The following is a 23,928-nucleotide window of genomic DNA, read 5'->3' as shown; positions in this document are numbered from 1 at the left end:
TTATGCTAAATTTTACAGTGGACCAGAAATTCCTTGTTTTCGAATCATTAAGAAGTGTGCAGCCATTAATCCTAATAACGCTCCAGGCAAGAAGAAGACGTGAATCGCAAAGAAGCGCGTTAACGTTTGTGCCCCAACGATTTCGTGATGACCTGCTAATAACGTTTTAATCGCTGGACCGATGACTGGTGTCGCTTCAGCAATTTGCAATCCTACTTTTGTCGCAAAGAGCGCTTTCATATCCCAAGGTAATAAGTAGCCTGTGAAACCAAGACCCATCATTACCATAAAAATAAGTACGCCAACGATCCAGTTTAATTCACGTGGCTTTTTGTAAGCACCTTGGAAAAATACGCGCAACGTATGTAAAAACATCATCACAATAACGAGACTTGCTCCCCAGTGATGCATGCCGCGCACAATTTGTCCAAATGCTACTTCGTTTTGTAAGTAATAAACAGATTCCCAAGCGTTTTTAATATCTGGTACGTAATACATCGTTAAAAACATACCAGATAAAATTTGAATGACTGTCACGAAAAATGTTAATCCACCAAAGCAGTAAACAAACGCAGAAAAGTGATGCGCAGGGTTTACGTGCTCTGGCACTTCATGGTCTGCGATATCGCGCCACAAAGGCGTAATATCTAGCCGTTCGTCAACCCAATCATAAATCTTATTAAGCATGTATTACGCCTCCCCTCGTGGTTTCGCTTTCCCTAAATACAACGTGCCATCTTTTACTTCGTATTCGTAACGGTCTAATGGAGCTGGTGGTGGCGTGTTTGGCACGTTCGTTCCGTCCTTTTCATATAAACCGTAGTGACAAGGACAGAAGAAACGGTTCGGATTGCTTTTTTCACCGTTCCAGTTCACCGTACAGCCAAGATGTTTACAAATTGGTGATAGCGCAACGATATCCCCTTTTTCATCTTTAAATACCCAAGCCGATCTTGGCTCTTCTGATTCGTACCACGCGTCTTTTACTTTTACTTTAAAGTCAAAGCGCTGTGGCTCTGTCGTGATGTCTTTCACTTGGGCAACTGCAACCATATCTTGCCCAGCTTCTTCTTTCAAGATTGGATCTAAGGCAAAGCGCACCATCGGTGATAAAATGCCAGCTGCCATAAATCCACCTACACCTGTTAACGTGTAGTTTAAAAATTGCCGTCTTGACACGCGATGCTTTTTCTCGCTCATCGTTTTCCCCCCTCTATGCGAAGTTAAGTCCATCCGGACGAATTGTTATAACACATATATAAAACTAGGACAACCTAATGATATATCATGTTTCCACCAAGGTCAATATAATGATAGTGTAAACGCTATCTAATTTTTTAACGTCCATTTTGCGACTAACGCATCCATCACTTGTTCCACTTGTTGACGAACAACTTTTTGCTTATATGCTTCATCTGCATGTTCAAGTGGAAGCGCTGGCACATAAATAAACGACTCATCAGCGATGTCTGCATGTGAAGTGACAAAACATACATGCTGAAATCCCGCTTGTTTAAGTACGTTTGTCCATTCATGCACGCGCGCTTGTATTTGTTCTTGCACGAAATATGTCAATGGTGGAAATAACATCACCCTCCCTTTAAACTGTCTTTCTACTTCATTTGTAATAAACAACGTATGCTCGCTCATTTCAGCAAACGCTTTCATGCTTGTGCTTCCTATCGGTATACACGGAACGAGCGCTGTATCAACATACTCTTTTGCTTGATGATACATGTCCACATCTTTTGCTGTCCATTTCATTCAAATCACTCCTTATGTTTCCATCTTACACGAAATGTGTATGTATTTTTTTGAACATTTTGTGACAAATATACATCATAAAAAGCGTTGCGAAACCACAAGGTTAACGCAACGCTTTTAATTGTTCAGTCAGCTCGCGAAATTTTTGTTCATCTTGCTGATCAAGCGCCTCGTCAATTAATCGCATAATTTTTTGCCGTTGGAAATGTTGAATCGATTGATGAACGATTGTTTCCACCAGCTGTTCATCTTGTTTATTCACCCGCTTTGGCATGTACGGATTTTCTTCAAGCACCGCCACATATTGTGGCGAATGAAAAGCACCGCGAAAATTTAGTTGAATGAAAATATCTTCATCGCGGTTTAAACGAATGTCATGAAACGATTTTTCTGCATCCGTCGTAATGACGTTTTGCTTATAAAACCGAAACGGTACGTCGTCGACACAATGCGTCGACATCATCATGCCGCGCGGGCAATATTCAGCATGTTCTACAAAATGCACTTTTTCCATCAGCGCATCATGGCTAAGTAAATAGTTTAAAATCCATACACATTCGCGCCGTTTTAATTGGTAATTATTCAAAAACCAGCGCACGAACTCTTTTTTCTCCCGGACAGAAACCATTCCCTTTCCCCCTTGCATCCGAATGACATCTTCATTCAAATTGCAACATCATGTGGGCAATCTCTTCGTTTGTCGGATCAATACGCAATAGTTGTTCAAATATGTCTTTCGCCTTTTCTCTTCTCCCCTCCTCAAATAAAAAATAGCCAAAATCATATAAAAAGTTTGGGTCATCTTTAAAAAAAGTATATGCCTCTTCATAATGATTTAATGCCTGATCATACATTTCAAGCTTTTGCTTCGCTTTCGCAAGCTCCCACTCAAATTGCGGATCGTATTCCCCTTGATCGAGCGCTTGTTGAATGATACGAACGACATCTTCGTACCTTTCTTCATGAAACAGCAAGCTTGTCTGGATGAACAACGCTTCTAAATAGCCCGGATCGATATGAAGCGCTTGTTCGATATACTCGATCGCTTCTTCTCGCTTCCCAAGCTTCAACGCAATTTTTCCAGCATATACAAGCAATTCTTTATTCCATTCATCAATGGTTAACCCTTCTTTTGCTATTTCGTAACTTTGTTGTATATCTCCTTCTTGTTCATACGATTTTGCTAAAAATAAATAAAGCGGCACGTATTCGCGATCAAGCGCCTTTAACTCACTTAGTTTGGCAATCGCTGTTTTATATGCTTCCGCTTGATATGCCGTAAATCCGTATTGGAATAACGTGTGAGCATCGAAACGTTCATTTAATGCTTGTTCATAATAAACCATCGCTTGTTCAAATTCACCTAGCAAACTATAGGCTTCCGCCATACGTTGAGCAAGCACTGTGCCTGCCATCGTTTTTGTTTGCTTCATGACTTGCTCATAATACGGCAAGCTTTTTTGATATTGTCCGCTCGTAAAATATAGCTCAGCTAACGCAAATTGAACAAGTGGTTCGTTTGGCATTTTTTCGTACGCTTTTAATAGTTTTTGTTCACTTACTTCATCTAATCCTTGCATTTGATAAAGATCCGCCATTAGCAAGCATGCGCGCACGTAATACGGATCGTCTTCTTCTATATCAATCAACAACTCAAGCGCTTCTTCCTCTTTATCCATTTCTGTATATATTTCTGCTAAAAAAAGTTGCAATTCACGTTCATCTGGATAGCGCGCAAGCAGCAGGTGAACGAGCGCTTCTGCTTCTTCTAAAAACCCCCATGAAAACAAGTGATCCGCTAGCATATATCGCTCTTCATCGCTTCCGTTTTGTTTCACTTGCTCCACAAGCGCTAACGCACGTTCAACGTCACCTTGCTCAACAAGTTGCACGATTTCATCTAGTTTTCCCATCAATCTCACCCTTATCATTCATATCGTCACGCTTTATCATACCATCGAACAAATAAGCATGCAAAAAAAGAAGCTGATCCATGATCGAATCAGCTTTGTAACATGCGGAGATGGTCAAAAAACGTCGGATATGACACCGCAATCGCTTCCGGACGTTGAAGAGTAACATGTCCTTTTGTGATGCACGATGCGATCGCTAACATCATGCCGATGCGATGATCGCCATAACTATCGACGAGGACATCGTTCGCATGTAGCGGCGTTTTCCCATGAATAATCATTCCGTCTTCTGTCGCTTCAATGTGTGCGCCAAGCTTTCGCAATTCAGACACGACCGTCGCAATTCGATCTGTCTCTTTCACTTTCAACTCGCTCGCATCTGTAATGACTGTCGTTCCTTCTGCTTGCGTCGCCAAAAGAGCAATAATTGGAATTTCATCAATTAATCGAGGAATGATGTCACCACCAATATGCGTTGCCTTTAACGTCGATGTGCGAACAGTAATGTCAGCTACCGGTTCACTTTCTTCGTGGCGAACATTTTCAATGGAAATGTCTGCTCCCATATTTTTCAACACATCAATAATCCCTGTGCGCGTCGGGTTTATTCCGACATGCTTTAGCGTAATTTCGCTGTTTGGAACGATCGCACCAGCCACTAAAAAGAAAGCTGCTGAAGAAATATCTCCCGGCACTTCTATATCGATCGCGCGAAGCGTTTGCCGTCCTGTAATAGAGACGCTCAATCCGTCCACACACACCTCTGCACCAAATGCCCGCAACATTCGCTCGGTATGATCGCGCGATTGGTGTGGTTCGATTACTGTCGTCGTTCCGTCCGCATGCAATCCTGCAAGCAAAATGGCCGATTTCACTTGCGCGCTTGCAACTGGGGAATGATATGTGATGGGCTGGAGTTGTCCGCCACGTATCGCTAACGGTGTATATCTTCCTTGTTCCCTTCCATCGATGTGTGCGCCCATTTGTTTTAACGGTTTTGTGACACGATCCATCGGCCGTTTAGCAATCGAATCATCCCCAATTAAACAAGCATGAAACGGACAAGCAGCTAAAATCCCTAACAATAAACGGGTAGTTGTACCTGAGTTGCCGACGTTTAATATATGTGTAGGTTCTTTTAAGCCGTCGATTCCTTTTCCTTCAATGATCACTTCATTTCCTTGTTGCGTAATGGCTACACCCATTTTCCGAAAACAATCGATGGTGCTTAAACAATCTTCCCCTGTTAAAAAGTTGGTCACCCGTGTCGTTCCATTCGCCAATGCTCCAAACATAACGGCACGGTGAGAAATGGACTTATCACCTGGAACAGCAATTTCTCCTCGTAATGCATGGACATTTGTTTTTAAATTCACAATCTCACCCTCTTTTACACAACATACGTTTCGTAGTTCGTATTCGCTTCGATGCAATGTTTCGCGCGTTGCCGATCATCGTCTGTTTGAAAACTTAAACGAAGCACGCCGTAAATATCTTCTCGCGTTTCAATGATGCGAATATTCGTAATGCTAATACGCTCTTTTGCCAAATAACCAGTAATTTCAGAAATAACCCCTGGATAGTCTGGCACATCAACATATAGATCGTAAAAGGAAGGAATCGCTCCTTTCGTTCGGACAGGCAACCCGTCGCGAAACTGTTTCGCGTCATGAAAGTATTGATAAATTCGTTCGCTATCCCCGTCAGCAACGTACGTACGAATTTTTTTCATTTCCTCTATCCAACGATCAAATAGCTGTAACAATTCGTCTTTATTATGTATGAAAATATCACGCCACATTTCTGGATTGCTAGAAGCTATGCGCGTAATATCACGAAAGCCGCCTGCTGCTAATCGACTCACAAGCTCATCTTCCCGTTCGTACTGTTGCGCTTGGTGAACGAGGCTTGCCGCAATGATGTGCGGAAAGTGACTAATGACGCCAGCAATGCGGTCATGCTCTTTTGGTGTTAATGTAACAAAGTGTGCTTTCGTTCCTTCAAGCCATCGCTTTAATCGCACTATATTTTCTTCTTTTACATGTTCTGTCGGTGTTAAAATGTAAAAGGCATTTTCGAACAAGTGGGCACGCGCAGCCGCAACTCCACTTTTATGTGAACCGGCCATCGGATGTCCGCCGATAAACGTGACTCCTTGTTCTAATAACGGCCATGCTTGTTTCACAATGCGCTCTTTCGTGCTTCCTACATCTGTTACAATGACGTGTGGTCGTAAAGGAAGATCGACTAATTCAAGAAGCAGTTGCTCCGTTTGGGCAACAGGTGCAGCAAGCACGATGACATCCGCCTCACAAGCAGCATGAGCAAACGACGGTACCGCTTCATCAATCACGCCAAGTGAGCGAGCCAAACGCAACGACTCGCCTGATACATCATATCCAATCATTACCGCGTCCGGATGCGCTCGCTTGATCGCAAGCGCAATCGAACCTCCAATTAAGCCAAGACCGGCAATTAAGACGTTTCCTCGCAAAGTTTTTCCCTTCTTTCTTTCAACATGTTTGTTAACGCTCGGATGATCGTTTCGTTTTGTTCTGCCGATCCGACTGTAATGCGCACAGCTGTCGGAAAACCGAGAGCGCATCCTGAACGTACAATGATGCCACGTTGAAGCAAATACGTAAACACTTCATCACCGCTAAAGCCAAAATCAATTAAAATGAAATTTCCCTCAGACTTGTAGTAACGCAAACCGTGTTGATCGCAAAAAGAATAAAATTGGTTTAACCCTTGTTTATTTTTTTGGACACATTGTTGAATAAATGTTTGGTCGTTTAATGCGGCCAATGCAGCGACTTGCGCAAGGCGAGATGTATTAAATGGCTCGCGTGCCGGCTCCATCGCTTGTAACATATGCTCATGTCCAATGCCATATCCGATACGAAGCGCGGCTAATCCGTATGCTTTTGAAAACGTGCGTAAAATCATCATATTTTCATATTGTTGAAGCAAAGAAACGGTATTTGGATAGTCATCCGCTTGCACGTATTCATAATACGCTTCATCGACAACGACGAGCACATGTTTAGGTACTTTGTCTAAAAATGCACGCAAAGAAGCGTCATTGACATACGTACCTGTCGGATTGTTTGGGCTGCAAATCCAAACGACGCGCGTATCATCGTCGATCGCTTCAAGCATCGCTTCTAAATGATGATGTCCGTCTTGAAGCGGAATTTCACGCACTTCTGCCCCTTCGATGATCGCATTATGACGATATTGAGGAAACGTTGGTGTAGCCATCACCGTGTTCGTTCCTTTTTGCAAAAATGCGCGACAAATGATTTGAACAACTTCATCCGAACCGTTTCCAAAAATGAGTTGCTTTTCATTGACGCCAACATGCTTAGCGAGTGCCTCGCGCAACGATCGGCTATATCCGTCAGGGTACAACGCCAAATGAGCAAGCTCGGCAGTGATCGCTTGTGGAACGAGCGATGAGCAACCGTACGGATTTTCATTTGATGCTAACTTAATGACTGTCTCTAATTGATATTCGCGTTTTACTTCTTCAATCGGTTTGCCCGGTTGATACGGCTTTAGTTGTTTTAGTTGTTGTTTCACTTTCATTTTTTCTCACCCTCATTTTCAATGGTTCAATGAGCGAAGCGACATATTGCGAAAAAACACGAAGCGCCTCTTGACGCGTATGCACGTCGTTTAATTCGTCTTGAAGTTGTTCAATTTTTTGTACAATGGCGCTGCCGATGACGATTCCATCACATACATGTTGAAGTCGCTCCACTTGTTCTGCCGTCGAAATGCCGAATCCGACGACAACAGGAACACGGCTATATGATTTCACTTGTTGCAAAAATTCGTGCAATTGTGTCGGTAACGAGTCCCGAACACCTGTGACACCTAATGATGAGACACAATATAAAAACGATTGTGCTTTCGATGCAATCATCGCGATGCGTTCATGAGACGTTGGAGCGACAAGCGAAATGTAAGGAATGTCGTACGTTTCGCCTAACGTTCTCATATGCTCGCTTTCTTCGAACGGCAAATCTGGAATGAGCACGCCGCTCGCACTGTTTTGTTGCGCTAAAGCAAAAAAGCGTTCTTCTCCTAATTGTAACACAGGATTATAATACGTAAAGACAATAATCGGAATTTTTACACCTTTTTTTCGCATTTGGCCGATGAGAGCAAGCGCTTTTGTTAACGTCATGCCATTTTTCAACGCCCGACTCGCTGCTCGTTGAATGATCGGTCCGTCTGCAAGCGGATCTGAGTAAGGGACGCCGAGCTCTAACATCGTTGCCCCTGTCTGTTCAAGAGCGATCGCTAAATCAACCGTCACTTCTTCACACGGATCGCCTGCCACGATAAATGGAATAAAATGTTTCATTTCTGTCCATCCCCTTCCAAATAGTTCATCACTGTCTGCACATCTTTATCTCCTCTTCCTGATAAACAAACAAGAATGATTTCCTCGCGTGAGCGAAGGGGAGCGATTTGAAACGCTTTGGCAAGCGCGTGTGCGGACTCGATTGCCGGGATGATCCCTTCCGTTTCTGCTGTCATTTGAAGGGCAGCGATCGCTTCGTCATCTGTGACACTTTCATAGCGGACGCGTCCAACGTGTGCTAAATACGCATGCTCCGGTCCGACACCCGGATAATCTAAACCGGCTGAAATCGAATACGGTTCTGTAATTTGACCGTGTTGATCTTGCAATACGTATGTGAGCGAACCGTGAATGACTCCTTTTGTTCCTTTTGTGATTGTGGCGGCATGTTCCGTCGTGTGCACTCCTTTTCCAGCCGCTTCAACACCGATACATTCCACGTTATCGTCTAAAAAGGGATGAAACATGCCGATCGCATTACTTCCGCCACCAACACAAGCAATAATTGTATGAGGAAGTTTTCCTTCTGCTTTTAACATTTGTTCGCGCGCTTCTTCTCCAATAATGCGTTGAAATTCCCGCACCATCATCGGATACGGATGAGGTCCAACGACAGAGCCAATCATATAAAAATGATCATCACAATGCTCGACCCAATAACGAATTGCTTCGTTTGTCGCATCTTTTAACGTACGATTGCCGCTTTTCACCGGAATGACTTGCGCACCTAGCAATTTCATGCGAAAGACGTTTAATGCTTGCCGTTTCACATCTTCTTCGCCCATAAATACTTTACACTCCATCCCAAAACGAGCGGCTACGGTCGCCGCCGCTACTCCATGCTGTCCGGCACCCGTTTCAGCGATAATTTTTCGTTTTCCCATTCGTCTCGCTAACAACGCCTGGCCAATCGCATTGTTAATTTTATGAGCACCTGTATGGTTCAAGTCTTCACGTTTAAAGTACATTTTCGCCCCGCCTAATCGTTCTGTCAAGTTTTTTGCAAACGTTAAAGCGGTCGGTCGTCCCGAATATTCATACAAATGACGCATATATTCAGCGTGAAACGAAGGATCCGCTAACGCTTCATATAATTGTTGTTCGATGTCAGCTAACGGACGCATTAATGTTTCAGGCACAAATTTTCCACCAAACATCCCAAAACGGCCACGTTCATTTGGTAATGTCAACATGTTTTCACCTTCTGTTCAATGGTTTTTATTTTTTGTTCACTTTTCCGCTCATTTTCTTCAATTCCGCTACTCATGTCTATCCCGAACGGCTCATACATCAACAACTGTTCGACGTTATCTGGTGTAATGCCTCCTGCAATGAAACAAGGTACACCTTGGCGAGTCGCTTCTTCCATGTAATAAGGAACAACGCGCCAATCAAACGAAATGCCTGTTCCGCCCCACGCTCCTTTCCGACCGCTATCAATAACAAAACCGTCCGCGATTCCTTTCCAAGCGCGCATATATGTCCACGCCTCTGGAGCATGATGAATGACTTTCCAAACAGGAAGTTGGAACGTTTCTTTTAATTGCTTTACCGTTTGTATCGTCTCCATCCCATGACATTGAATGATCGATAAAGGAACGTGCTCAAGAACAGAAGCGACAGACGTCGTTGTTGGATGAACGAAGACGCCAACAATTTGTTTCGTTTCCAGTTGAACGACAGATAGCCATCGCTGCACATCTTGCGGTTTGACCTTTCGCTTACTTTCAGCAAATACGAATCCGATATAGTCCGCCTCGCTTTTAGCGACAAGTTGTACATCTTGCAATGAGCGATTGCCACAATATTTTAAAACGGTCATACACAACGCTCCCCAAACAATTCATAAACAGCCGCCCGAACATCTGGCTTGCGCATGAGCGCTTCGCCGACGAGCATCGCATGTGCACCTGCTTGTTGTACGGTTTGCACGTCATCGAATGTGTGAATGCCGCTTTCACTCACAATGATGCAATTTGGTAGTAGCGGAACGATTTGTTTTGTTACATGAAGCGATGTGTGAAACGTCATTAAATCACGGTTATTAATGCCAAGCACTTTCGGTGTGAACCGTTTTAAAATGGCCTCTACCGTTTTCGGTGCATGCACTTCCACTAAACATTGCAGCCCCATCTCGTGCGCTTCTTCATATAATTCGTGTAAAAAACTTGGATCGAGCGCCTCGCCAATGAGCAAAATCGCATCTGCACCAATACGGACACTTTCAACAAGCTGTTTGCGATCGATAATGAAGTCTTTACGTAAAACGGGTATTTCAATATGTTTTTTCACCTGTGTGACGTATGAGCGGTGACCAGCAAAATATCGTTCATCCGTTAATACGGATACAGCATCTGCACCTGCTTGTTCGTATGCACGCGCAATATCAACAACATTCAGATGTTGTCGAATGACGCCTTTCGACGGAGATGTTTTTTTCACTTCCGCAATTAACCCTAAAAAGCGGCGCGGCTTTGCTAATGCGTCATAAAACGAGCGCCGAGAAAGTCGTTCGCACGGTTCAGGTAATTGTAACGCTGCCACTTCTTCTCTTTTCGTTTGCAAAATCGTTTCAAGCATACCGTTCACCTCTTAATCTTTGTAAATACGCATATGCACAGCCGTCCTCAATCGCGCGTTTTGCCATATTTACGCCATCTGAAATATGCGATACGACACCAGCGACATATAAAGCAACGCCTGCATTTAGTGCAACGACATGGGTTGCACTTTCATTCGCATCGTTGGCAAACACGCGCTCAATGAGTTGGGCACTTTCATCTACACTATGAACACATATGTCGGACAACCGCCCGCGCGGTAAACCTACATGTTCTGGAGCGATGACACGTTGAATGATCTGTCCGTGTTTTAGTTCAATCATTGTTGTTTCGGCAGCAATGCTACATTCGTCTAAGCCGTCGCGGCTTGTAACGAATACGGCATGTTCTGTTCCGATTCGCCGCAGCGCTTCCGCCATTTTTCGCGCATCTTTTTCACCATGTACACCGATCACTTGTCGTTTCGGTTGAGCTGGGTTAACGAGCGGCCCAAGCAAATTAAATACCGTTCGCATTTTTAAACTTTGGCGAACAGGGGCAACATGCTTCATCGCCTCGTGATAAAATGGAGCAAATAAAAAGACGAGTCGATGGGTACGCAACGCTTTTTTGGCTTCTTCTTCCGTCTTCGGCATCGGAATGTGAAAATGTTCAATGACATTTGCGCTTCCGCTTTTCGATGACACCGCCCGATTTCCATGTTTTGCAACCGCTACATCGAGCGAAGCAACAAGCAAAGCGACCGCTGTCGAAATATTAAACGTCCCTTTTCCGTCTCCGCCTGTTCCACACGTATCAATGACCGCTTCCCCAAGGGAAACTGTTTTCATTCGTTCACGCATCGCCTGAATAAAGCCGACAAGCTCATCGACCGTTTCACCGCGAAACCGTAATAAAGCTAAAAAAGCGGCCACTTGCTTTTCATCCACTTCCCCACTCATCATCGCATGCATCGCTTCATACGCCTCATGTTCCGTTAACGTTTCACGTCTAGCGCATTTATGCAACAACTGTTCAAACACGTTGTTCTCCCCCTTTAAATACGTGCTCTGCCAGCTGAATGGCATGAATGAGAGCGCTCGCTTTATTTCTCGTTTCTTTCCATTCTAGCTCGGGCAATGAATCAGCAACGACCCCCGCCCCTGCTTGCACATATGCCATTTTATTTTTTAACACCGCTGTTCGAATGGCGATGCACGAGTCAATATTTCCATCAAAGCCGATATACGCAATCGCCCCTGCATATATGTTGCGCGCTGTCGGTTCTAGCTCTTGAATAATTTGCATCGCGCGAATTTTCGGTGCCCCGCTCACCGTTCCAGCAGGAAAAGCAGCAATTAACGCATCAAGCGGATGAACGTCTTGACGAAGCGTTCCCGTTACTTTTGAAATTAAATGCATGACGTGCGAGAACTTCCCCACTTGCATAAATTGCGGTGTACGAACCGTTCCATACATAGCGACACGACCAATGTCATTGCGGGCAAGATCGACAAGCATATAATGTTCCGCTCGCTCTTTTGGGTCATGAAGTAACTCATTCATGAGCGCACGATCTTCTCGTTCATCTTTTCCACGACGACGCGTCCCTGCGATCGGATCGATCTCAAGTTCCCGATTTCGTACTTGGATAAGCTTTTCTGGAGAGCTGCCGACAATTTGTTCTGCACCGAGTTTTAAATAAAATAAATAGGGCGATGGGTTTAATAGGCGCAATAATCGATATAGCTCAATGCCATCAATGGACGTTTCGATCGCAAATCGTTGCGACAAAACCGTTTGAAACACATCTCCGCTTGCAATGTATGATTGAATGTTTTTTACCGCTTCGTAAAACGTTTGTCGATCCATATTCGAATGAACACGATCAAACGAAACAGAAATGTTTCGATCGAACATCATATGCGCTTGTTCATCGCAGCCGTGAACCATTTTGCGCGCAAGCTCATCGATTGTTCGACATGCGGCTTCATACTTTTCTACTCGTTTTGCCTCATCATCTGTTTCGTGTACACGCACATAATGGATAAGCAACAACTCTTTTTTTACATGGTCAAACGCAAAAAGTGATTCACAAACGACGAAATGAACAATTTTCATTTGTAAATCGTTATACGCATGATAAGGAATTTTCTCAATAGAAGAAATAAAATCGTAGCTAATATAACCAACAGCTCCCCCGCGAAATGGGACGTCTAATGATAACAGTTGAACGTGAAGATGTTGCTGCATGACAGCAAACGCTTCTTGAATCGTCCCGGTGCACGCTAACACTTGTTGTTGCTCTTTCACAAAAAATTGTTTGCCATCATCGCTTTCAATGGACATGAACGGCCGAACGCCGATGAATGAATAGCGAGACCATGGCGACATGTCGTCTCCACTTTCAAGTAAAAAGGCTGCTTCATCACGTAAAGCCATAAATAGTTGGATCGGTTGAAGCGTGTCAGCGAAAAAACGACGCACAATCGGAATCGTCCGAAATTGGGAAGCTGTCTGCAAAAATGTAGATATATTCATGATCGTTCTCCTTTCTTGGAGAATGAACATGAGGGGAAACAAAGAGGAAACAAAAAAGCCTAAAGACGGGCAGTCTTTAGGCATACGCACCTTAACGATCCTCTGCTCCGCTCTCACTCATTCTCTACTCAACTCTTACTCTACTCAGCTAACTTATGAACCATCATATTACATATCTAACTTTTTTGTCAACTGTAAATCTGGTCGCAGCTGGATGGCATCGCGTAAATAGACGTGATGAATATCTTGCTGTGCTCGCTTCGTATGTACAGTCATCATGACGCGAATACATTTCGGCAATGCTTGCGGAACGTTAATTTCGCGCATACACATCACCGGCACATACGTCCATCCATCGAGATGACGCAACGCTTTTGCTGGAAACGTGGCGTTTAAATCATCGGTCATCGAAATAAGTACCGATACGACGTCTTCTGCGTTCACATCGTTTTGGCGGATCATTTCTATTAGCAATTGCTTCGTTTCATCTATAATCTCTCGTTCATCGTTATTGCTCACAGTCGTTGCCCCGCGAATCGCTCGAATCACATGTTTCCCCTCCTTCTTCAGCAAACGCGTATAACCATTGCAACAATTGTTCATCGCTTATCCGTTCTACACATACAGTTCCGATCTCTTTCATTAACACCATGCGCACCGTTTGATCTTTCGCCTTTTTATCTTTTTTCATTTTTTCAAGCAAACGTTCAGGCGATACGTGCGGCGGAAGCGAAGTCGGAAAGCCGTAATGATGAAATAACGTCCGAAACGACGAGTAAAAAAGCGGTTGGTTGTAAAAACGTTCACTGACAAAAATGGCAAACAACATCCCGAGGGCAACCGCATCTCCATGCGTCATCACCCCGTATCCAAGCTCGCTTTCTAGCGCATGCCCGAGCGTATGACCGAAGTTTAAATGAGCGCGAACCCCATGCTCTTTCTCATCTTGCGAGACAACTGCTGCTTTAATTTCAATTCCTTTTTGAATCGCATATTGTAATCGGTCGCCATTCAAATCCTCTATCTTTTGTACGTTCGCTTGTAACCACCCAAAAAAAGCGCGATCGTAAATTAAGGAATGTTTAATAATTTCCGCAAAACCAGACCGCATTTCTCTTTTTGGGAGCGTAGATAGAAAAGAAATATCATAAAAAACGAGTTCAGGTTGATAGAAAGCACCAATCATATTTTTTCCAAGCGGATGATTGATGGCCGTTTTTCCTCCAACAGCGCTATCGTGCGCTAATAATGTCGTCGGCACTTGAACAAATCGAATGCCTCGCATATATGTTGCTGCGACAAAACCAGCTAAATCTCCGACGACCCCTCCGCCAAGCGCAACAATTAATGAATCACGATCTAAATGGTTTGTTAACGCTGCCGTATGACAAGCATAAAATTGTTCAAACGACTTTGCCTCTTCCCCACTCGGAATAATATGCGCGTACACACGGTCATATGTTTGATGAAGAGCTTGTTGCACATCAGCTAAATAAAGCGAAGCGACCGTTTCATCTGTAATGATGAGCACAGCTGTCACATGCGGGCAAACGCGATCAATCATTCGATCAATCATGTGCAATAATTCATTCCCAATGACCACTTCATATCGTTTCGACGGCGTAGCGATGTGAATGCGTTTCATCATTAAAACTCCTTTGCGTACCGACGCATGTTTTCGACATTTTCAATAATCAGATCCATGCGATCTTGTCCAAATTGTTCGACAATGGCTGCAGCAATTTCCCACGCCACTACTGCTTCAGCGACAACGCTTGCGGCAGGGACTGCACAACTGTCTGAACGTTCAATGCTTGCGGCAAACGGTTCTTTCGTTTCAATATCGACACTCATAAGCGGTTTATATAACGTCGGAATCGGCTTCATCACCCCGCGCACAACGATCGGCATCCCTGTCGTCATTCCGCCTTCAAATCCGCCAAGTCGATTCGTTTTTCGCGTATATCCCGTTTCTTTGCTCCATATAATTTCGTCATGCACTTCACTTCCAAAGCGGCGTGCCGCTTCAAAGCCGATACCAAACTCAACCCCTTTAAACGCATTAATGCTTACAATAGCTGCGGCAATTTTTGCATCTAACTTGCGATCATAATGGACGTAGCTTCCAACGCCAACCGGAACACCTTCGACAATGACTTCGACAATTCCACCGATCGAATCACCTTTTTCTTTTGCTTCATCAATGGCCGCCATCATCTTTTTTTCCGCTTCTGCATCAAAGCAGCGAACAGGGGATTGCTCAGTCACTCGTTGCAACTCTTCTAACGATGTATATGCAGTATGCTCGGCCTTGACGCCCCCAATTTCAACGACATGGCTTGCGACGCGAATGCCTAACTCCGCCAAAATTCGTTTCGCTACCGCACCAGCAGCGACGCGCACCGTTGTTTCACGCGCTGACGAGCGCTCTAACACATTGCGCATATCGCGATGGCCGTATTTCATCGCCCCATTTAAATCTGCATGCCCTGGGCGTGGACGCGTCACTTTTCTTTTCACTTCTTCTGTATCGTCAGCTAACGGTTCAATGCCCATAATGTTCGTCCAATGTTTCCAGTCGCGATTTTCAACGACAAGGGTAATCGGAGAACCGAGCGTTTTCCCGTGACGAACCCCGCTTAAAATTTTCACTTCGTCTTTTTCAATTTGCATGCGTCGTCCGCGACCGTATCCTTTTTGCCGACGCGCTAAATCTTCGTTAATATGCTCTGCTAAAAGCGTCAATCCTGCTGGAACACCTTCAATAATTGTTGTCAGTTGTGGACCGTGAGATTCACCAGCTGTTAAGTACCGCAATTTCCTCTCTCCCTTCATCTCTTTAAAGCGATTATGTATGAATATAGCACATTTTTTCTACAGACGTAACCCCTTAATTATACAGAAAGCGACCGAGTTCGGCCGCGGCTACATTTTTCGATAAAAAAACGTATCTTCCACTTCAAAACCGTATGCAGTCGGATTAAAAATTTGTTCCGTACTACCGACAAAAAATATTCCTCCAGGACGAAGAGCGCGATTAAATTTCAAATACAATTCATGTTTTGCTTCTTCCGTAAAGTAAATGAGCACGTTGCGGCAAACGATTAAATCGAAATTTGTATCAAACGGGTCGGCCAGCAAATTATGTTTTTTAAATGTGACCGTTCGTTTAATGTCTTCAATAATTTTGTAATGAGATCCTTCTTTGACAAAAAATTTTTTCTTCACATCTTCTGGCACTTCTTGAAGGGAACGTTCCATATAAATGCCGAGCTTCGCCCGAGCCATCGCGTTATCATCAATGTCAGTCGCTAGCACGCTGACTTGCGATAACGGCATAAATTTGGACAAAATAATTGCCAACGTATACGGCTCTTCTCCTGTCGAGCAAGCAGCGCTCCATACTTTTAAACGTTTATTTTTTTCAAGAAGTTTTGGAATAATCTTTTTTTCAAGCACTTCCCATCGTTTCACATTGCGGAAAAATTCAGATACATTAATCGTCATGCGATCTAAAAATTCATGAAACAACGCTTGATCATGATTCATCGCCCGAAAAAATTCGTCGAAATTTTTAAATCCTTTTTTTTCGTATAGGGAAGTTAAGCGCCGCTTCATTTGCGCTTCTTTATACAGCGCTAAATCAATGCCTGTTTTTCGTTTCACGTTTGCAATAAATTGTTGATAATCACTCATACAAAAAACTCCTCTTCCTTTTCTTTCATAAATACAGTATAACGAAAATGTGAAAAAACAGGAATAAAAAAATAAAGATAGGCGTATGCCTACCTTTTTATTAGTATATCCACTCGTTCATCAGTTTGCTGTAAGAAACGAGCTCTTCTTCTTTGAAAAATAGTTGAATTTCGCGCGCTGCGCTTTCTTTTGAGTCAGAACCGTGAATAATATTTTTTCCGACCGTTAAACCGAAGTCGCCACGAATTGTACCAGGCAACGCTTCTTGCGGGTTTGTTTTGCCCATCATTTGACGAGCTGTAGCGATGACGTTTTCGCCTTCCCATACCATCGCGAATACTGGACCGGACGTAATAAATTCAACAAGTTCACCAAAAAACGGGCGCTCCTTATGCTCTGCGTAATGTTGTTCAGCAAGCTCGCGCGATACTTGCATAAGCTTTGCACCTACAAGCTGAAAGCCTTTGCGCTCAAAACGCGCAACGATGTCACCAATGACACCGCGTTGTACCCCATCTGGTTTGACCATTAGAAATGTTCTTTCCATGACGAATTCTCCACCCCTGATACGTTATGTATTGGAATTCACTCCTCCGCAATTATATCACCTTATATGAAAATTAGCAATATTCGCCATGAAAACGATTTAATTTTTTCTTTTCATCCGTCTAATATTTTCGTTTTCCGATATATTTCGCAATGTTATACAATGCTGTCCAAGCGCGGTTGCGCGGCAACTTTTGTAATGTGTGAAGCGCTTTTTGCAAGTAACGATCTCCGAGTTCGTACGATTTCTCAATAGCGTTTGTTTGCTTAATCCCATCAATCACGTGCGCCATTTCATGACTTGTTGTATGTTCATTTACTCGCATAATTTGTTCTTTTACTGCTTGCTCTTTCATCGCATACAAAACAGGGAGCGTCACATTTCCTTGCGATAAGTCGCTGCCTGCTGGTTTGCCGAGCTGTTTTTCTGTTCCGATAAAATCAAGAATATCGTCTGTAATTTGAAAAGACATCCCAACGTAATAACCAAACCAGTATAGCTTTTTATGAACCGCTTCAGGCGCCCCTGCCACGACGGCGCCAAGCTGACAGCTTGCCGCAATAAGTAAAGCTGTTTTTCTTTTGATTCGTTGTAAATAGCGACGCAAATTTTGGTCAAAGCGATATTTGTCGCTAATTTGTTCAATTTCCCCACGACATACTTCGACAATCGTTTTCGCTAAAATATGATGGGCAACCGGATCATCAATTTCACACATTTGTTCAAGCGCTCGAGCGAACAAATAGTCCCCAACGTACATGGCAAATTGGTCGCCCCATTTCGCTTGAATCGTCTCTTTTCCACGTCGCAACATCGCGCCATCAATGACATCGTCATGGACAAGAGAAGCCATATGAATAAGTTCAAGAGCGACAGCTACCCGTTTCATTTTCTCGAAATGATATGTGCCAAACTGTCCACCAAGTAAAACAAAAACCGGACGAATGCGCTTTCCGCCCGCCTCAAGCAAATGTAACGATGCTTCATTGACGAGCGGATCAGACGTTTGCACCGTCATTTTTAGTTGTTCTTCAATTCGGTTTAAATCTCCGTTTAAAAACGAATACATCGCTTTTAGCTTCATCACTATTCACCTTAACGTCCATCAGGTTTATATCCGAGATGCATCGCTGCCACTCCGAACGTATACGGTTTCACTTGTACGCGTACGAAACCGGCTTGGCGAAACATGTCTGCTAGCTCGTCCATTCCCGGAAATTCACGTGCCGACTCTTGCAACCATGAGTATTCTTCATAACTTTTTGCAAAAATTTTCCCAAAAAAAGGCATGATGTAACGAAAATATGCATAGTACAGTTGTCGAAAACCGATGAGCGTTGGTTGTGACGTTTCTAAACAAACGACTTTTCCGCCTGGCTTTGCGACACGATACATTTCCTTTAATACGGTCATATAGTCGGGAACGTTACGCAATCCGAAACCAATCGTCACATAGTCGAACGTGTTGTCAGGAAACGGTAAGCTCATCGCATTTCCGTGCACGAGCGTCACATGTTGAAACCCTCGTTCTTTCACTTTTTCTTCTCCGACTTTTAACATATTGCGACTAAAATCAAGCCCGTACACTTCGCCGCTCGGCCCGACCGCTTCCGCTAACGCAATCGTCCAATCTGCTGTTCCACAACAGACATCGAGCGCTTTCGCTCCTTTTTGTACATTCATTCGTCTCATCGTATCTTTTCGCCATGCGACATGACGTTTAAAGCTAATGACTGAGTTCATACGATCATAATGATCTGAAATTTTTTCAAATACGCGATGAACACGTTCTTCTTTCGACTGTTGCATAAAAATCCCCTTCTTTCAACTGAAATCAAGCGAGGAGATGAGAAAACCGCTCTTTTACCTCTTCATCTATATGAAACGGAAGAAGATCTTGTAGTTTCCGCTTACAGTGGTCGATATAATCCATTGACGCTCCTGATTTCGCTCCATCACGATGCATGCGCTTTAGTGAGAACAAGTAATATGCTAATTCTCCCCATTCGTCAGCATGAACATGCTCTGCAAGCTTACAAAGCAAGGCGGACTCGATGACACCGATGCAATGAAAGCGCTCGAGATCGTTCGGAGATAGTTGCTGTAAACGGATTTTTTGTATATTGATCTCTTTAATCGCTTCAGCAAAGCGACGAATGAGTGAAATGTCACGTCGTCGCGCTAAAAACTCGTAATACAATCCGCTATACAAATCTCCTGCTAGCACTGTTAATTGCTTTTGTTGCATCGTTTGTTGCTCATCTATTTCATCATGGGTGTCAAGGGCGAGCTGAATGAGCATCATGGCAAACACATAATCGAGTGCGATGTTTGCGTCCACTTGAGCCGAACGTAGCATAGAAAGAGCAAACGATATGCGATCTTCATCTACGATGCGTGGTTGTATATAGCGATCGACATACGAATGGGCAATTGCCCGTTGAATGCGCGTTCGTACTTGTTCCATTTGCTGTTGCATATCCATGACTCATCACCCTTGCTTCCCAAAAACTCAAACTTTATTATATCATAAACTGCCTTTACGTTAACGATGATTTTTCGCATCAGATTGAATTTCACCGTGCTGCGTTTGAATAAGCGCTTTTCCGCGCACTTTGATCGCTGATGTATGCTCTGTAAATTGCGCAATAAGCACTTCTCCTTGATCAAGCTTTTCTGAATGATGGAAACGCGTATCTGAACCGCGTGTCAATCCAATGACGTTCACTCCGTCCTCTAACGCTTTAATGACGACATAATCTCCTTGCATCATGATCCCTCCTACTTAATAAGCGCTAATATTTCAGCACGTGCTTTCTCATCCGTTGCAAGCGTTCCACGCACAGCAGTTGTGACCGTTTTCGCTCCTGGTTTTTTCACGCCGCGCATCGTCATGCACATATGTTCTGCCTCAACAACAACCATCACTCCATGCGGCTCGAGCGTTTCCATAATCGCATCAGCTACCGTTGCTGTAATTCGTTCTTGCAACTGCGGACGTCGCGCCACTGTTTCGACTGTTCGCGCGAGTTTGCTTAACCCTGTCACTTTGCCGCCACGCGGAATGTATGCGACATGAGCCACACCGAAAAACGGAACGAGATGATGTTCGCACATAGAATAAAACGGAATATCTTTGACGAGGACAAGCTCTTCATGATCTTCACTAAACACCGTTTGCAAATGTATTTTTGGATCTTCATTCAAGCCTGAAAACACTTCTGCATACATTTTCGCCACTCGCTTCGGTGTATCGAGCAACCCTTCACGATTCGGATCTTCACCAATCGCTTCTAAAATTAAACGGACCGCCTGTTCGATTTGTTCTACATTCATTTGTTGCATCCTCCTAGCATTCAACTTCACGTAATCCGATTCTAGCATATAAAGATGAAAAAAGGCAAAAAAGAAGAGGTAGCTCGCAACCGGCTACCTCTTGGCTGTATGTAATTTCTTACTTTACAGCATCTTTTAACGCTTTCCCAGGTTTGAAAGCAGGAACTTTGCTTGCAGCAATTTCGATTTCTTCTCCTGTTTGCGGGTTGCGTCCTTTGCGCGCCGCACGCTCACGCACTTCGAAGTTACCAAAACCGATTAATTGCACTTTATCACCGTTTTTAAGCGCTTCTGTAATCGCGTCAAAAACAGCATCAACTGCTTTAGATGCATCTTTTTTAGAAAGACCGCTTGCTTCAGCTACCGCATTAATTAATTCCGTTTTGTTCATGCCATTCACCTCCTCCCAAATCGTATGTATTATACATTACTTTCAGTTGTTTACACTTTCTATTGTTTCTATACATTAACACGCCTTATATTAACTGATTCTTGCTCATAATTCAACATTTTTTCAGCAAAATCATGCAATTTGCCTATTATTCTCCAAGGAGCCTAACATTTTCTGAATAAAGATTATCATATTGCTCTTTTTCACTGCAAGAGAAAATTTTCGCCTAAAAGCAAAAAAGACCCCAAATGGAGTCTTTTTATAAGATGATGGCAATGAGTCCACCGGATCCTTCATTGATGATGCGCTCTAACGTCTCTTTTAATTTATAACGCGCATTTTCAGGCATGAGAGCAAGCTTTGCTTGAATGCCTTCACGAACGATCGAACTGAGCGAGCGGCCAAATATATCTGAGTTCCAAATCGAAAGCGGATCGTCCTCAAAATCTTGCATTAAGTAACGGACGAGTTCTTCGCTTTGTTTTTCTGTTCCGATGATCGGTGCAAACTCCGATTCGACATCGACTTTAATCATATGAATAGAAGGTGCTACCGCTTTTAAGCGCACACCAAAACGTGATCCTTGGCGAATAATTTCCGGTTCATCTAAGCTCATATCAGAAAGTGATGGAGCAGCAATGCCATAGCCAGTTTGTTTCACCATGCGGAGCGCATCGGCAATTTGGTCGTATTCTGCCTTCGCATAAGCGAAATCTTGCATTAATTGCAACAAATGATCTTTCCCGCGAATTTCTACGCCGACAACTTCTTTTAAAATTTGATCGTACAGTTCGTCTGGGGCATATAAATCAATTTCCGCAATCCCTTGCCCCATTTCAATGCCAGCCAAACGAGCTTCATCAATAAAATCGTACTCACTAAATTGTTGAACGACGCGATCAACATCACGCAAGCGTTTAATATCTTTTACTGTATCGCGCACCGCCTCTTGATAGCTTTCACGCAACCAATGATTTTCGCGCAAAACCATGACCCAGTTCGGTAAATTCACATTCACCTCTAACACCGGGAATTCATACAATGCTTCACGAAGCACTTGGTACACATCCGCTTCACGCATTCCTTCGACACTTAACGCTAATACTGGAATATCGTATTTTTCACTTAATTGTTGCTTCAATGTTTCTGTTTCCGGATGTTGTGGACGAACGGTATTAATAATCATAATAAACGGCTTACCCACTTCTTTTAATTCATTGACCACACGTTCTTCCGCTTCCACATAGTTTTCGCGCGGAATTTCTCCAATCGAGCCATCCGTTGTGATGACAACACCGATCGTCGAATGCTCTTGAATGACTTTGCGCGTACCAATTTCAGCGGCTTCTTGAAATGGAATTGGTTCTTCATACCACGGCGTATGAATCATGCGTGGCCCATTTTCATCTTCAAATCCTTTTGCCCCTTGTACGGTATAGCCGACACAATCAACGAGGCGAATATTGACTTCTAATCCATCGTCTACTTTTACTTTTACCGCTTGATTTGGAACAAACTTTGGCTCTGTCGTCATAATTGTTTTTCCTGCTGCGCTTTGTGGCAGTTCATCTTGCGCCCGAGCTTTATCTGCTTCGTTTTGAATATTCGGAATGACAACAAGTTCCATAAACTTTTTAATAAATGTTGATTTGCCTGTTCGAACGGCGCCGACCACTCCTAAATAAATATCTCCGCCTGTTCGTTCAGCAATATCTTTAAAAAGATCGACCTTTTCCAACTGCCTTCCCTCCCTTATATTTAAAACATATGAGGACACTATATGCATATGTCGTTGTCCTAATTGTTTATGACTAAAAAAATCCCTTCTCTAAAATGTATTTGCTTAGAGAAGGGATCATGACTTATTTCACAAGAAAAATAGGTTCTTTTTTCTTTTCATCAATCGTGTAGGGAAGGGAATAAGCAGGAACAAAAAGCGAATGCTTGACAAGCAAGTGGCGAATATCATCTCCATAGCGATAGTGATGCGCTTCTGATTGCAATTTTTCATACAAATCCATACGGTAGTCGATATAAATTTCTCCCTTGCCGTCAATAATGAGCGGAAGGTTTTTCCCTGAGTATGGGCTCACGACGTAAGGCGGGGCGTCTAAACGAAGTTTTTTATAATCGAGCGTAAATACCCCTTTAGCGAGCACGTCTTTAAACGGCGGATAACCATGGGCGTCTTGATACATGCGAATGCGCAACTTCAAATCGCGAATGGCTTCCGCCGCACGCAAATCTAGCAATTTTACCGTCGGATTTGTTTCTACATCGACAAGAACGTATTGATATACGCCACCGCTTTCAAACGCATTGCCCGGTGGTTCAGCCATATATCGCGGCACAAGTAAATTGAAATCAATCGGATATTTTTGATAAATGGGCGTAGACATATCTCGCGTTTTAATAGGTAACAAACCGCCTGTCGCTTGCCGATATTCATTGACTGCTTGTTGAACACGTTCGACTTGTTCTTTATATGGAATTTGGTTTTGCGTTAGCCGCTCTTGCGGATATAAACACCCAGATAATAATATGGACACGACAACGATCATTACAAAAAATAGCCACTTTTTCATCATTCATCCATCCTTCTATTCTTGCACCGGCCCGCTAAATACGACAAATACAATAATAAGGCCAGCGATGATCATACTTATGTATGCAATCGTCGCTAAAACGATTTTTACCGCCTTATGTTTCACCTTATATCGACTAAAATAAATCGAAAATACAGCAATAAACATTAAACCGATTCCTGTTAACGAAATCCACATTTTTAAAAGACCTGGTGACATTCCTCTCCCTCGCTTTCTCTT

28 protein-coding genes are annotated in these 23,928 nt (G+C 43.4%); all 28 read right to left on the bottom strand.

Annotated features, from left to right (window positions below; genetic code table 11):
- Positions 1-12: 12 nt before the first annotated feature.
- The gene (gene qcrB / locus K1I43_RS06485) at positions 13-687 is read right to left on the bottom strand and encodes a menaquinol-cytochrome c reductase cytochrome b subunit (protein ID WP_006319468.1); all 675 of its coding nucleotides are present in this window, start codon (positions 685-687) and stop codon (positions 13-15) included.
- 3 nt (positions 688-690) lie between these two features.
- Positions 691-1,200, bottom strand: a complete 510-nt coding sequence (locus K1I43_RS06480; RefSeq protein ID WP_009373661.1) for a Rieske (2Fe-2S) protein — start codon at positions 1,198-1,200, stop codon at positions 691-693.
- Positions 1,201-1,329: 129 nt separating this feature from the next.
- Positions 1,330-1,764, bottom strand: coding sequence for a YpiF family protein (locus K1I43_RS06475; protein WP_220382622.1), 435 nt, complete (start codon positions 1,762-1,764; stop codon positions 1,330-1,332).
- Positions 1,765-1,867: 103 nt separating this feature from the next.
- The gene (locus K1I43_RS06470) at positions 1,868-2,392 is read right to left on the bottom strand and encodes a ReoY family proteolytic degradation factor (protein ID WP_033383409.1); all 525 of its coding nucleotides are present in this window, start codon (positions 2,390-2,392) and stop codon (positions 1,868-1,870) included.
- 31 nt (positions 2,393-2,423) lie between these two features.
- Positions 2,424-3,677, bottom strand: coding sequence for a tetratricopeptide repeat protein (locus K1I43_RS06465; protein WP_009373664.1), 1,254 nt, complete (start codon positions 3,675-3,677; stop codon positions 2,424-2,426).
- Between the two features lie 89 nt (positions 3,678-3,766).
- On the bottom strand, positions 3,767-5,053 hold the full coding sequence (aroA, locus tag K1I43_RS06460; protein ID WP_019417609.1) for a 3-phosphoshikimate 1-carboxyvinyltransferase: 1,287 nt from the start codon (positions 5,051-5,053) through the stop codon (positions 3,767-3,769).
- Between the two features lie 14 nt (positions 5,054-5,067).
- On the bottom strand, positions 5,068-6,171 hold the full coding sequence (locus K1I43_RS06455) for a prephenate dehydrogenase (RefSeq protein ID WP_019417610.1): 1,104 nt from the start codon (positions 6,169-6,171) through the stop codon (positions 5,068-5,070).
- Positions 6,153-7,268, bottom strand: a complete 1,116-nt coding sequence (hisC, locus tag K1I43_RS06450; RefSeq protein ID WP_019417611.1) for a histidinol-phosphate transaminase — start codon at positions 7,266-7,268, stop codon at positions 6,153-6,155. Before hisC ends, K1I43_RS06455 begins: the two co-directional genes overlap by 19 nt.
- On the bottom strand, positions 7,210-8,052 hold the full coding sequence (gene trpA, locus K1I43_RS06445; protein WP_019417612.1) for a tryptophan synthase subunit alpha: 843 nt from the start codon (positions 8,050-8,052) through the stop codon (positions 7,210-7,212). The genes hisC and trpA overlap by 59 nt, the downstream gene beginning before the upstream one ends.
- Complete coding sequence (trpB, locus tag K1I43_RS06440) at positions 8,049-9,245, bottom strand: tryptophan synthase subunit beta (RefSeq protein ID WP_019417613.1); 1,197 nt, start codon at positions 9,243-9,245, stop codon at positions 8,049-8,051. Before trpB ends, trpA begins: the two co-directional genes overlap by 4 nt.
- A complete protein-coding gene (locus K1I43_RS06435) occupies positions 9,239-9,874 on the bottom strand; it encodes a phosphoribosylanthranilate isomerase (RefSeq protein WP_019417614.1) in 636 nt (211 codons plus the stop codon). The genes trpB and K1I43_RS06435 overlap by 7 nt, the downstream gene beginning before the upstream one ends.
- Positions 9,871-10,632, bottom strand: coding sequence for an indole-3-glycerol phosphate synthase TrpC (gene trpC / locus K1I43_RS06430; protein WP_019417615.1), 762 nt, complete (start codon positions 10,630-10,632; stop codon positions 9,871-9,873). The genes K1I43_RS06435 and trpC overlap by 4 nt, the downstream gene beginning before the upstream one ends.
- Positions 10,625-11,635 carry an anthranilate phosphoribosyltransferase gene (gene trpD / locus K1I43_RS06425; protein WP_019417616.1) on the bottom strand — a complete coding sequence of 337 codons (1,011 nt, stop codon included), beginning with the start codon at positions 11,633-11,635 and terminating at the stop codon, positions 10,625-10,627. The genes trpC and trpD overlap by 8 nt, the downstream gene beginning before the upstream one ends.
- On the bottom strand, positions 11,628-13,133 hold the full coding sequence (gene trpE, locus K1I43_RS06420) for an anthranilate synthase component I (RefSeq protein ID WP_026011656.1): 1,506 nt from the start codon (positions 13,131-13,133) through the stop codon (positions 11,628-11,630). Before trpE ends, trpD begins: the two co-directional genes overlap by 8 nt.
- A 168-nt stretch (positions 13,134-13,301) precedes the next feature.
- Entirely contained in the window at positions 13,302-13,682 is a 381-nt protein-coding gene (aroH, locus tag K1I43_RS06415) for a chorismate mutase (protein WP_026011657.1), read from the bottom strand.
- The gene (aroB, locus tag K1I43_RS06410) at positions 13,642-14,781 is read right to left on the bottom strand and encodes a 3-dehydroquinate synthase (RefSeq protein ID WP_019417619.1); all 1,140 of its coding nucleotides are present in this window, start codon (positions 14,779-14,781) and stop codon (positions 13,642-13,644) included. Before aroB ends, aroH begins: the two co-directional genes overlap by 41 nt.
- A complete protein-coding gene (aroC, locus tag K1I43_RS06405; RefSeq protein ID WP_009373679.1) occupies positions 14,781-15,950 on the bottom strand; it encodes a chorismate synthase in 1,170 nt (389 codons plus the stop codon). The genes aroB and aroC overlap by 1 nt, the downstream gene beginning before the upstream one ends.
- A 108-nt stretch (positions 15,951-16,058) precedes the next feature.
- Positions 16,059-16,829 carry a CheR family methyltransferase gene (locus tag K1I43_RS06400; protein WP_009373681.1) on the bottom strand — a complete coding sequence of 257 codons (771 nt, stop codon included), beginning with the start codon at positions 16,827-16,829 and terminating at the stop codon, positions 16,059-16,061.
- 100 nt (positions 16,830-16,929) lie between these two features.
- Entirely contained in the window at positions 16,930-17,376 is a 447-nt protein-coding gene (gene ndk, locus K1I43_RS06395) for a nucleoside-diphosphate kinase (protein WP_009373682.1), read from the bottom strand.
- Between the two features lie 121 nt (positions 17,377-17,497).
- Positions 17,498-18,460, bottom strand: coding sequence for a heptaprenyl diphosphate synthase component II (gene hepT, locus K1I43_RS06390; RefSeq protein ID WP_009373685.1), 963 nt, complete (start codon positions 18,458-18,460; stop codon positions 17,498-17,500).
- Positions 18,461-18,471: 11 nt separating this feature from the next.
- Positions 18,472-19,185 carry a demethylmenaquinone methyltransferase gene (locus K1I43_RS06385; protein ID WP_009373686.1) on the bottom strand — a complete coding sequence of 238 codons (714 nt, stop codon included), beginning with the start codon at positions 19,183-19,185 and terminating at the stop codon, positions 18,472-18,474.
- A 25-nt stretch (positions 19,186-19,210) separates the two neighbouring features.
- Positions 19,211-19,861 (bottom strand): heptaprenyl diphosphate synthase component 1, encoded by a 651-nt coding sequence (locus K1I43_RS06380; RefSeq protein ID WP_009373687.1) that lies wholly within the window; start codon positions 19,859-19,861, stop codon positions 19,211-19,213.
- Between the two features lie 60 nt (positions 19,862-19,921).
- The gene (gene mtrB / locus K1I43_RS06375; RefSeq protein ID WP_004889838.1) at positions 19,922-20,149 is read right to left on the bottom strand and encodes a trp RNA-binding attenuation protein MtrB; all 228 of its coding nucleotides are present in this window, start codon (positions 20,147-20,149) and stop codon (positions 19,922-19,924) included.
- A gap of 8 nt (positions 20,150-20,157) precedes the next feature.
- A complete protein-coding gene (gene folE, locus K1I43_RS06370) occupies positions 20,158-20,721 on the bottom strand; it encodes a GTP cyclohydrolase I FolE (protein WP_026011659.1) in 564 nt (187 codons plus the stop codon).
- Positions 20,722-20,830: 109 nt separating this feature from the next.
- Positions 20,831-21,103, bottom strand: coding sequence for an HU family DNA-binding protein (locus tag K1I43_RS06365; protein WP_003394524.1), 273 nt, complete (start codon positions 21,101-21,103; stop codon positions 20,831-20,833).
- Between the two features lie 259 nt (positions 21,104-21,362).
- Entirely contained in the window at positions 21,363-22,841 is a 1,479-nt protein-coding gene (gene spoIVA / locus K1I43_RS06360; RefSeq protein ID WP_009373691.1) for a stage IV sporulation protein A, read from the bottom strand.
- A 124-nt stretch (positions 22,842-22,965) separates the two neighbouring features.
- Complete coding sequence (locus tag K1I43_RS06355; RefSeq protein WP_026011661.1) at positions 22,966-23,688, bottom strand: hypothetical protein; 723 nt, start codon at positions 23,686-23,688, stop codon at positions 22,966-22,968.
- A gap of 15 nt (positions 23,689-23,703) precedes the next feature.
- Positions 23,704-23,907, bottom strand: a complete 204-nt coding sequence (locus tag K1I43_RS06350; RefSeq protein WP_009373693.1) for a DUF2768 domain-containing protein — start codon at positions 23,905-23,907, stop codon at positions 23,704-23,706.
- Between the last annotated feature and the right edge of the window lie 21 nt (positions 23,908-23,928).

The organism is Anoxybacillus sp. ST70 (genome assembly GCF_019553625.1).
Lineage (GTDB): Bacteria > Bacillota > Bacilli > Bacillales > Anoxybacillaceae > Anoxybacillus > Anoxybacillus gonensis.
Note: the sequence above shows the minus strand (reverse complement) of the source record. Positions and strands in the feature narration are given on the sequence as shown.

Excerpts from the sequence above, each read along its gene's own strand:
- K1I43_RS06380 (WP_009373687.1), bottom strand. The coding sequence starts at position 19,861 with ATGGATATGCAACAGCAAATGGAACAAGTACGAACGCGCATTCAACGG.
- K1I43_RS06350 (WP_009373693.1), bottom strand. The coding sequence starts at position 23,907 with ATGTCACCAGGTCTTTTAAAAATGTGGATTTCGTTAACAGGAATCGGT.
- K1I43_RS06365 (WP_003394524.1), bottom strand. The coding sequence starts at position 21,103 with ATGAACAAAACGGAATTAATTAATGCGGTAGCTGAAGCAAGCGGTCTT.
- trpE (WP_026011656.1), bottom strand. The coding sequence starts at position 13,133 with ATGAATATATCTACATTTTTGCAGACAGCTTCCCAATTTCGGACGATT.
- qcrB (WP_006319468.1), bottom strand. The coding sequence starts at position 687 with ATGCTTAATAAGATTTATGATTGGGTTGACGAACGGCTAGATATTACG.
- trpC (WP_019417615.1), bottom strand. The coding sequence starts at position 10,632 with ATGCTTGAAACGATTTTGCAAACGAAAAGAGAAGAAGTGGCAGCGTTA.
- K1I43_RS06400 (WP_009373681.1), bottom strand. The coding sequence starts at position 16,829 with ATGAGTGATTATCAACAATTTATTGCAAACGTGAAACGAAAAACAGGC.
- mtrB (WP_004889838.1), bottom strand. The coding sequence starts at position 20,149 with ATGATGCAAGGAGATTATGTCGTCATTAAAGCGTTAGAGGACGGAGTG.
- folE (WP_026011659.1), bottom strand. The coding sequence starts at position 20,721 with ATGCAACAAATGAATGTAGAACAAATCGAACAGGCGGTCCGTTTAATT.
- hisC (WP_019417611.1), bottom strand. The coding sequence starts at position 7,268 with ATGAAAGTGAAACAACAACTAAAACAACTAAAGCCGTATCAACCGGGC.
- K1I43_RS06355 (WP_026011661.1), bottom strand. The coding sequence starts at position 23,688 with ATGAAAAAGTGGCTATTTTTTGTAATGATCGTTGTCGTGTCCATATTA.
- trpA (WP_019417612.1), bottom strand. The coding sequence starts at position 8,052 with ATGAAACATTTTATTCCATTTATCGTGGCAGGCGATCCGTGTGAAGAA.
- K1I43_RS06475 (WP_220382622.1), bottom strand. The coding sequence starts at position 1,764 with ATGAAATGGACAGCAAAAGATGTGGACATGTATCATCAAGCAAAAGAG.
- trpB (WP_019417613.1), bottom strand. The coding sequence starts at position 9,245 with ATGTTGACATTACCAAATGAACGTGGCCGTTTTGGGATGTTTGGTGGA.
- K1I43_RS06385 (WP_009373686.1), bottom strand. The coding sequence starts at position 19,185 with ATGCAACAGTCGAAAGAAGAACGTGTTCATCGCGTATTTGAAAAAATT.
- K1I43_RS06480 (WP_009373661.1), bottom strand. The coding sequence starts at position 1,200 with ATGAGCGAGAAAAAGCATCGCGTGTCAAGACGGCAATTTTTAAACTAC.
- K1I43_RS06465 (WP_009373664.1), bottom strand. The coding sequence starts at position 3,677 with ATGGGAAAACTAGATGAAATCGTGCAACTTGTTGAGCAAGGTGACGTT.
- hepT (WP_009373685.1), bottom strand. The coding sequence starts at position 18,460 with ATGAAGCTAAAAGCGATGTATTCGTTTTTAAACGGAGATTTAAACCGA.
- K1I43_RS06470 (WP_033383409.1), bottom strand. The coding sequence starts at position 2,392 with ATGGTTTCTGTCCGGGAGAAAAAAGAGTTCGTGCGCTGGTTTTTGAAT.
- aroB (WP_019417619.1), bottom strand. The coding sequence starts at position 14,781 with ATGATGAAACGCATTCACATCGCTACGCCGTCGAAACGATATGAAGTG.
- ndk (WP_009373682.1), bottom strand. The coding sequence starts at position 17,376 with ATGGAAAGAACATTTCTAATGGTCAAACCAGATGGGGTACAACGCGGT.
- K1I43_RS06435 (WP_019417614.1), bottom strand. The coding sequence starts at position 9,874 with ATGACCGTTTTAAAATATTGTGGCAATCGCTCATTGCAAGATGTACAA.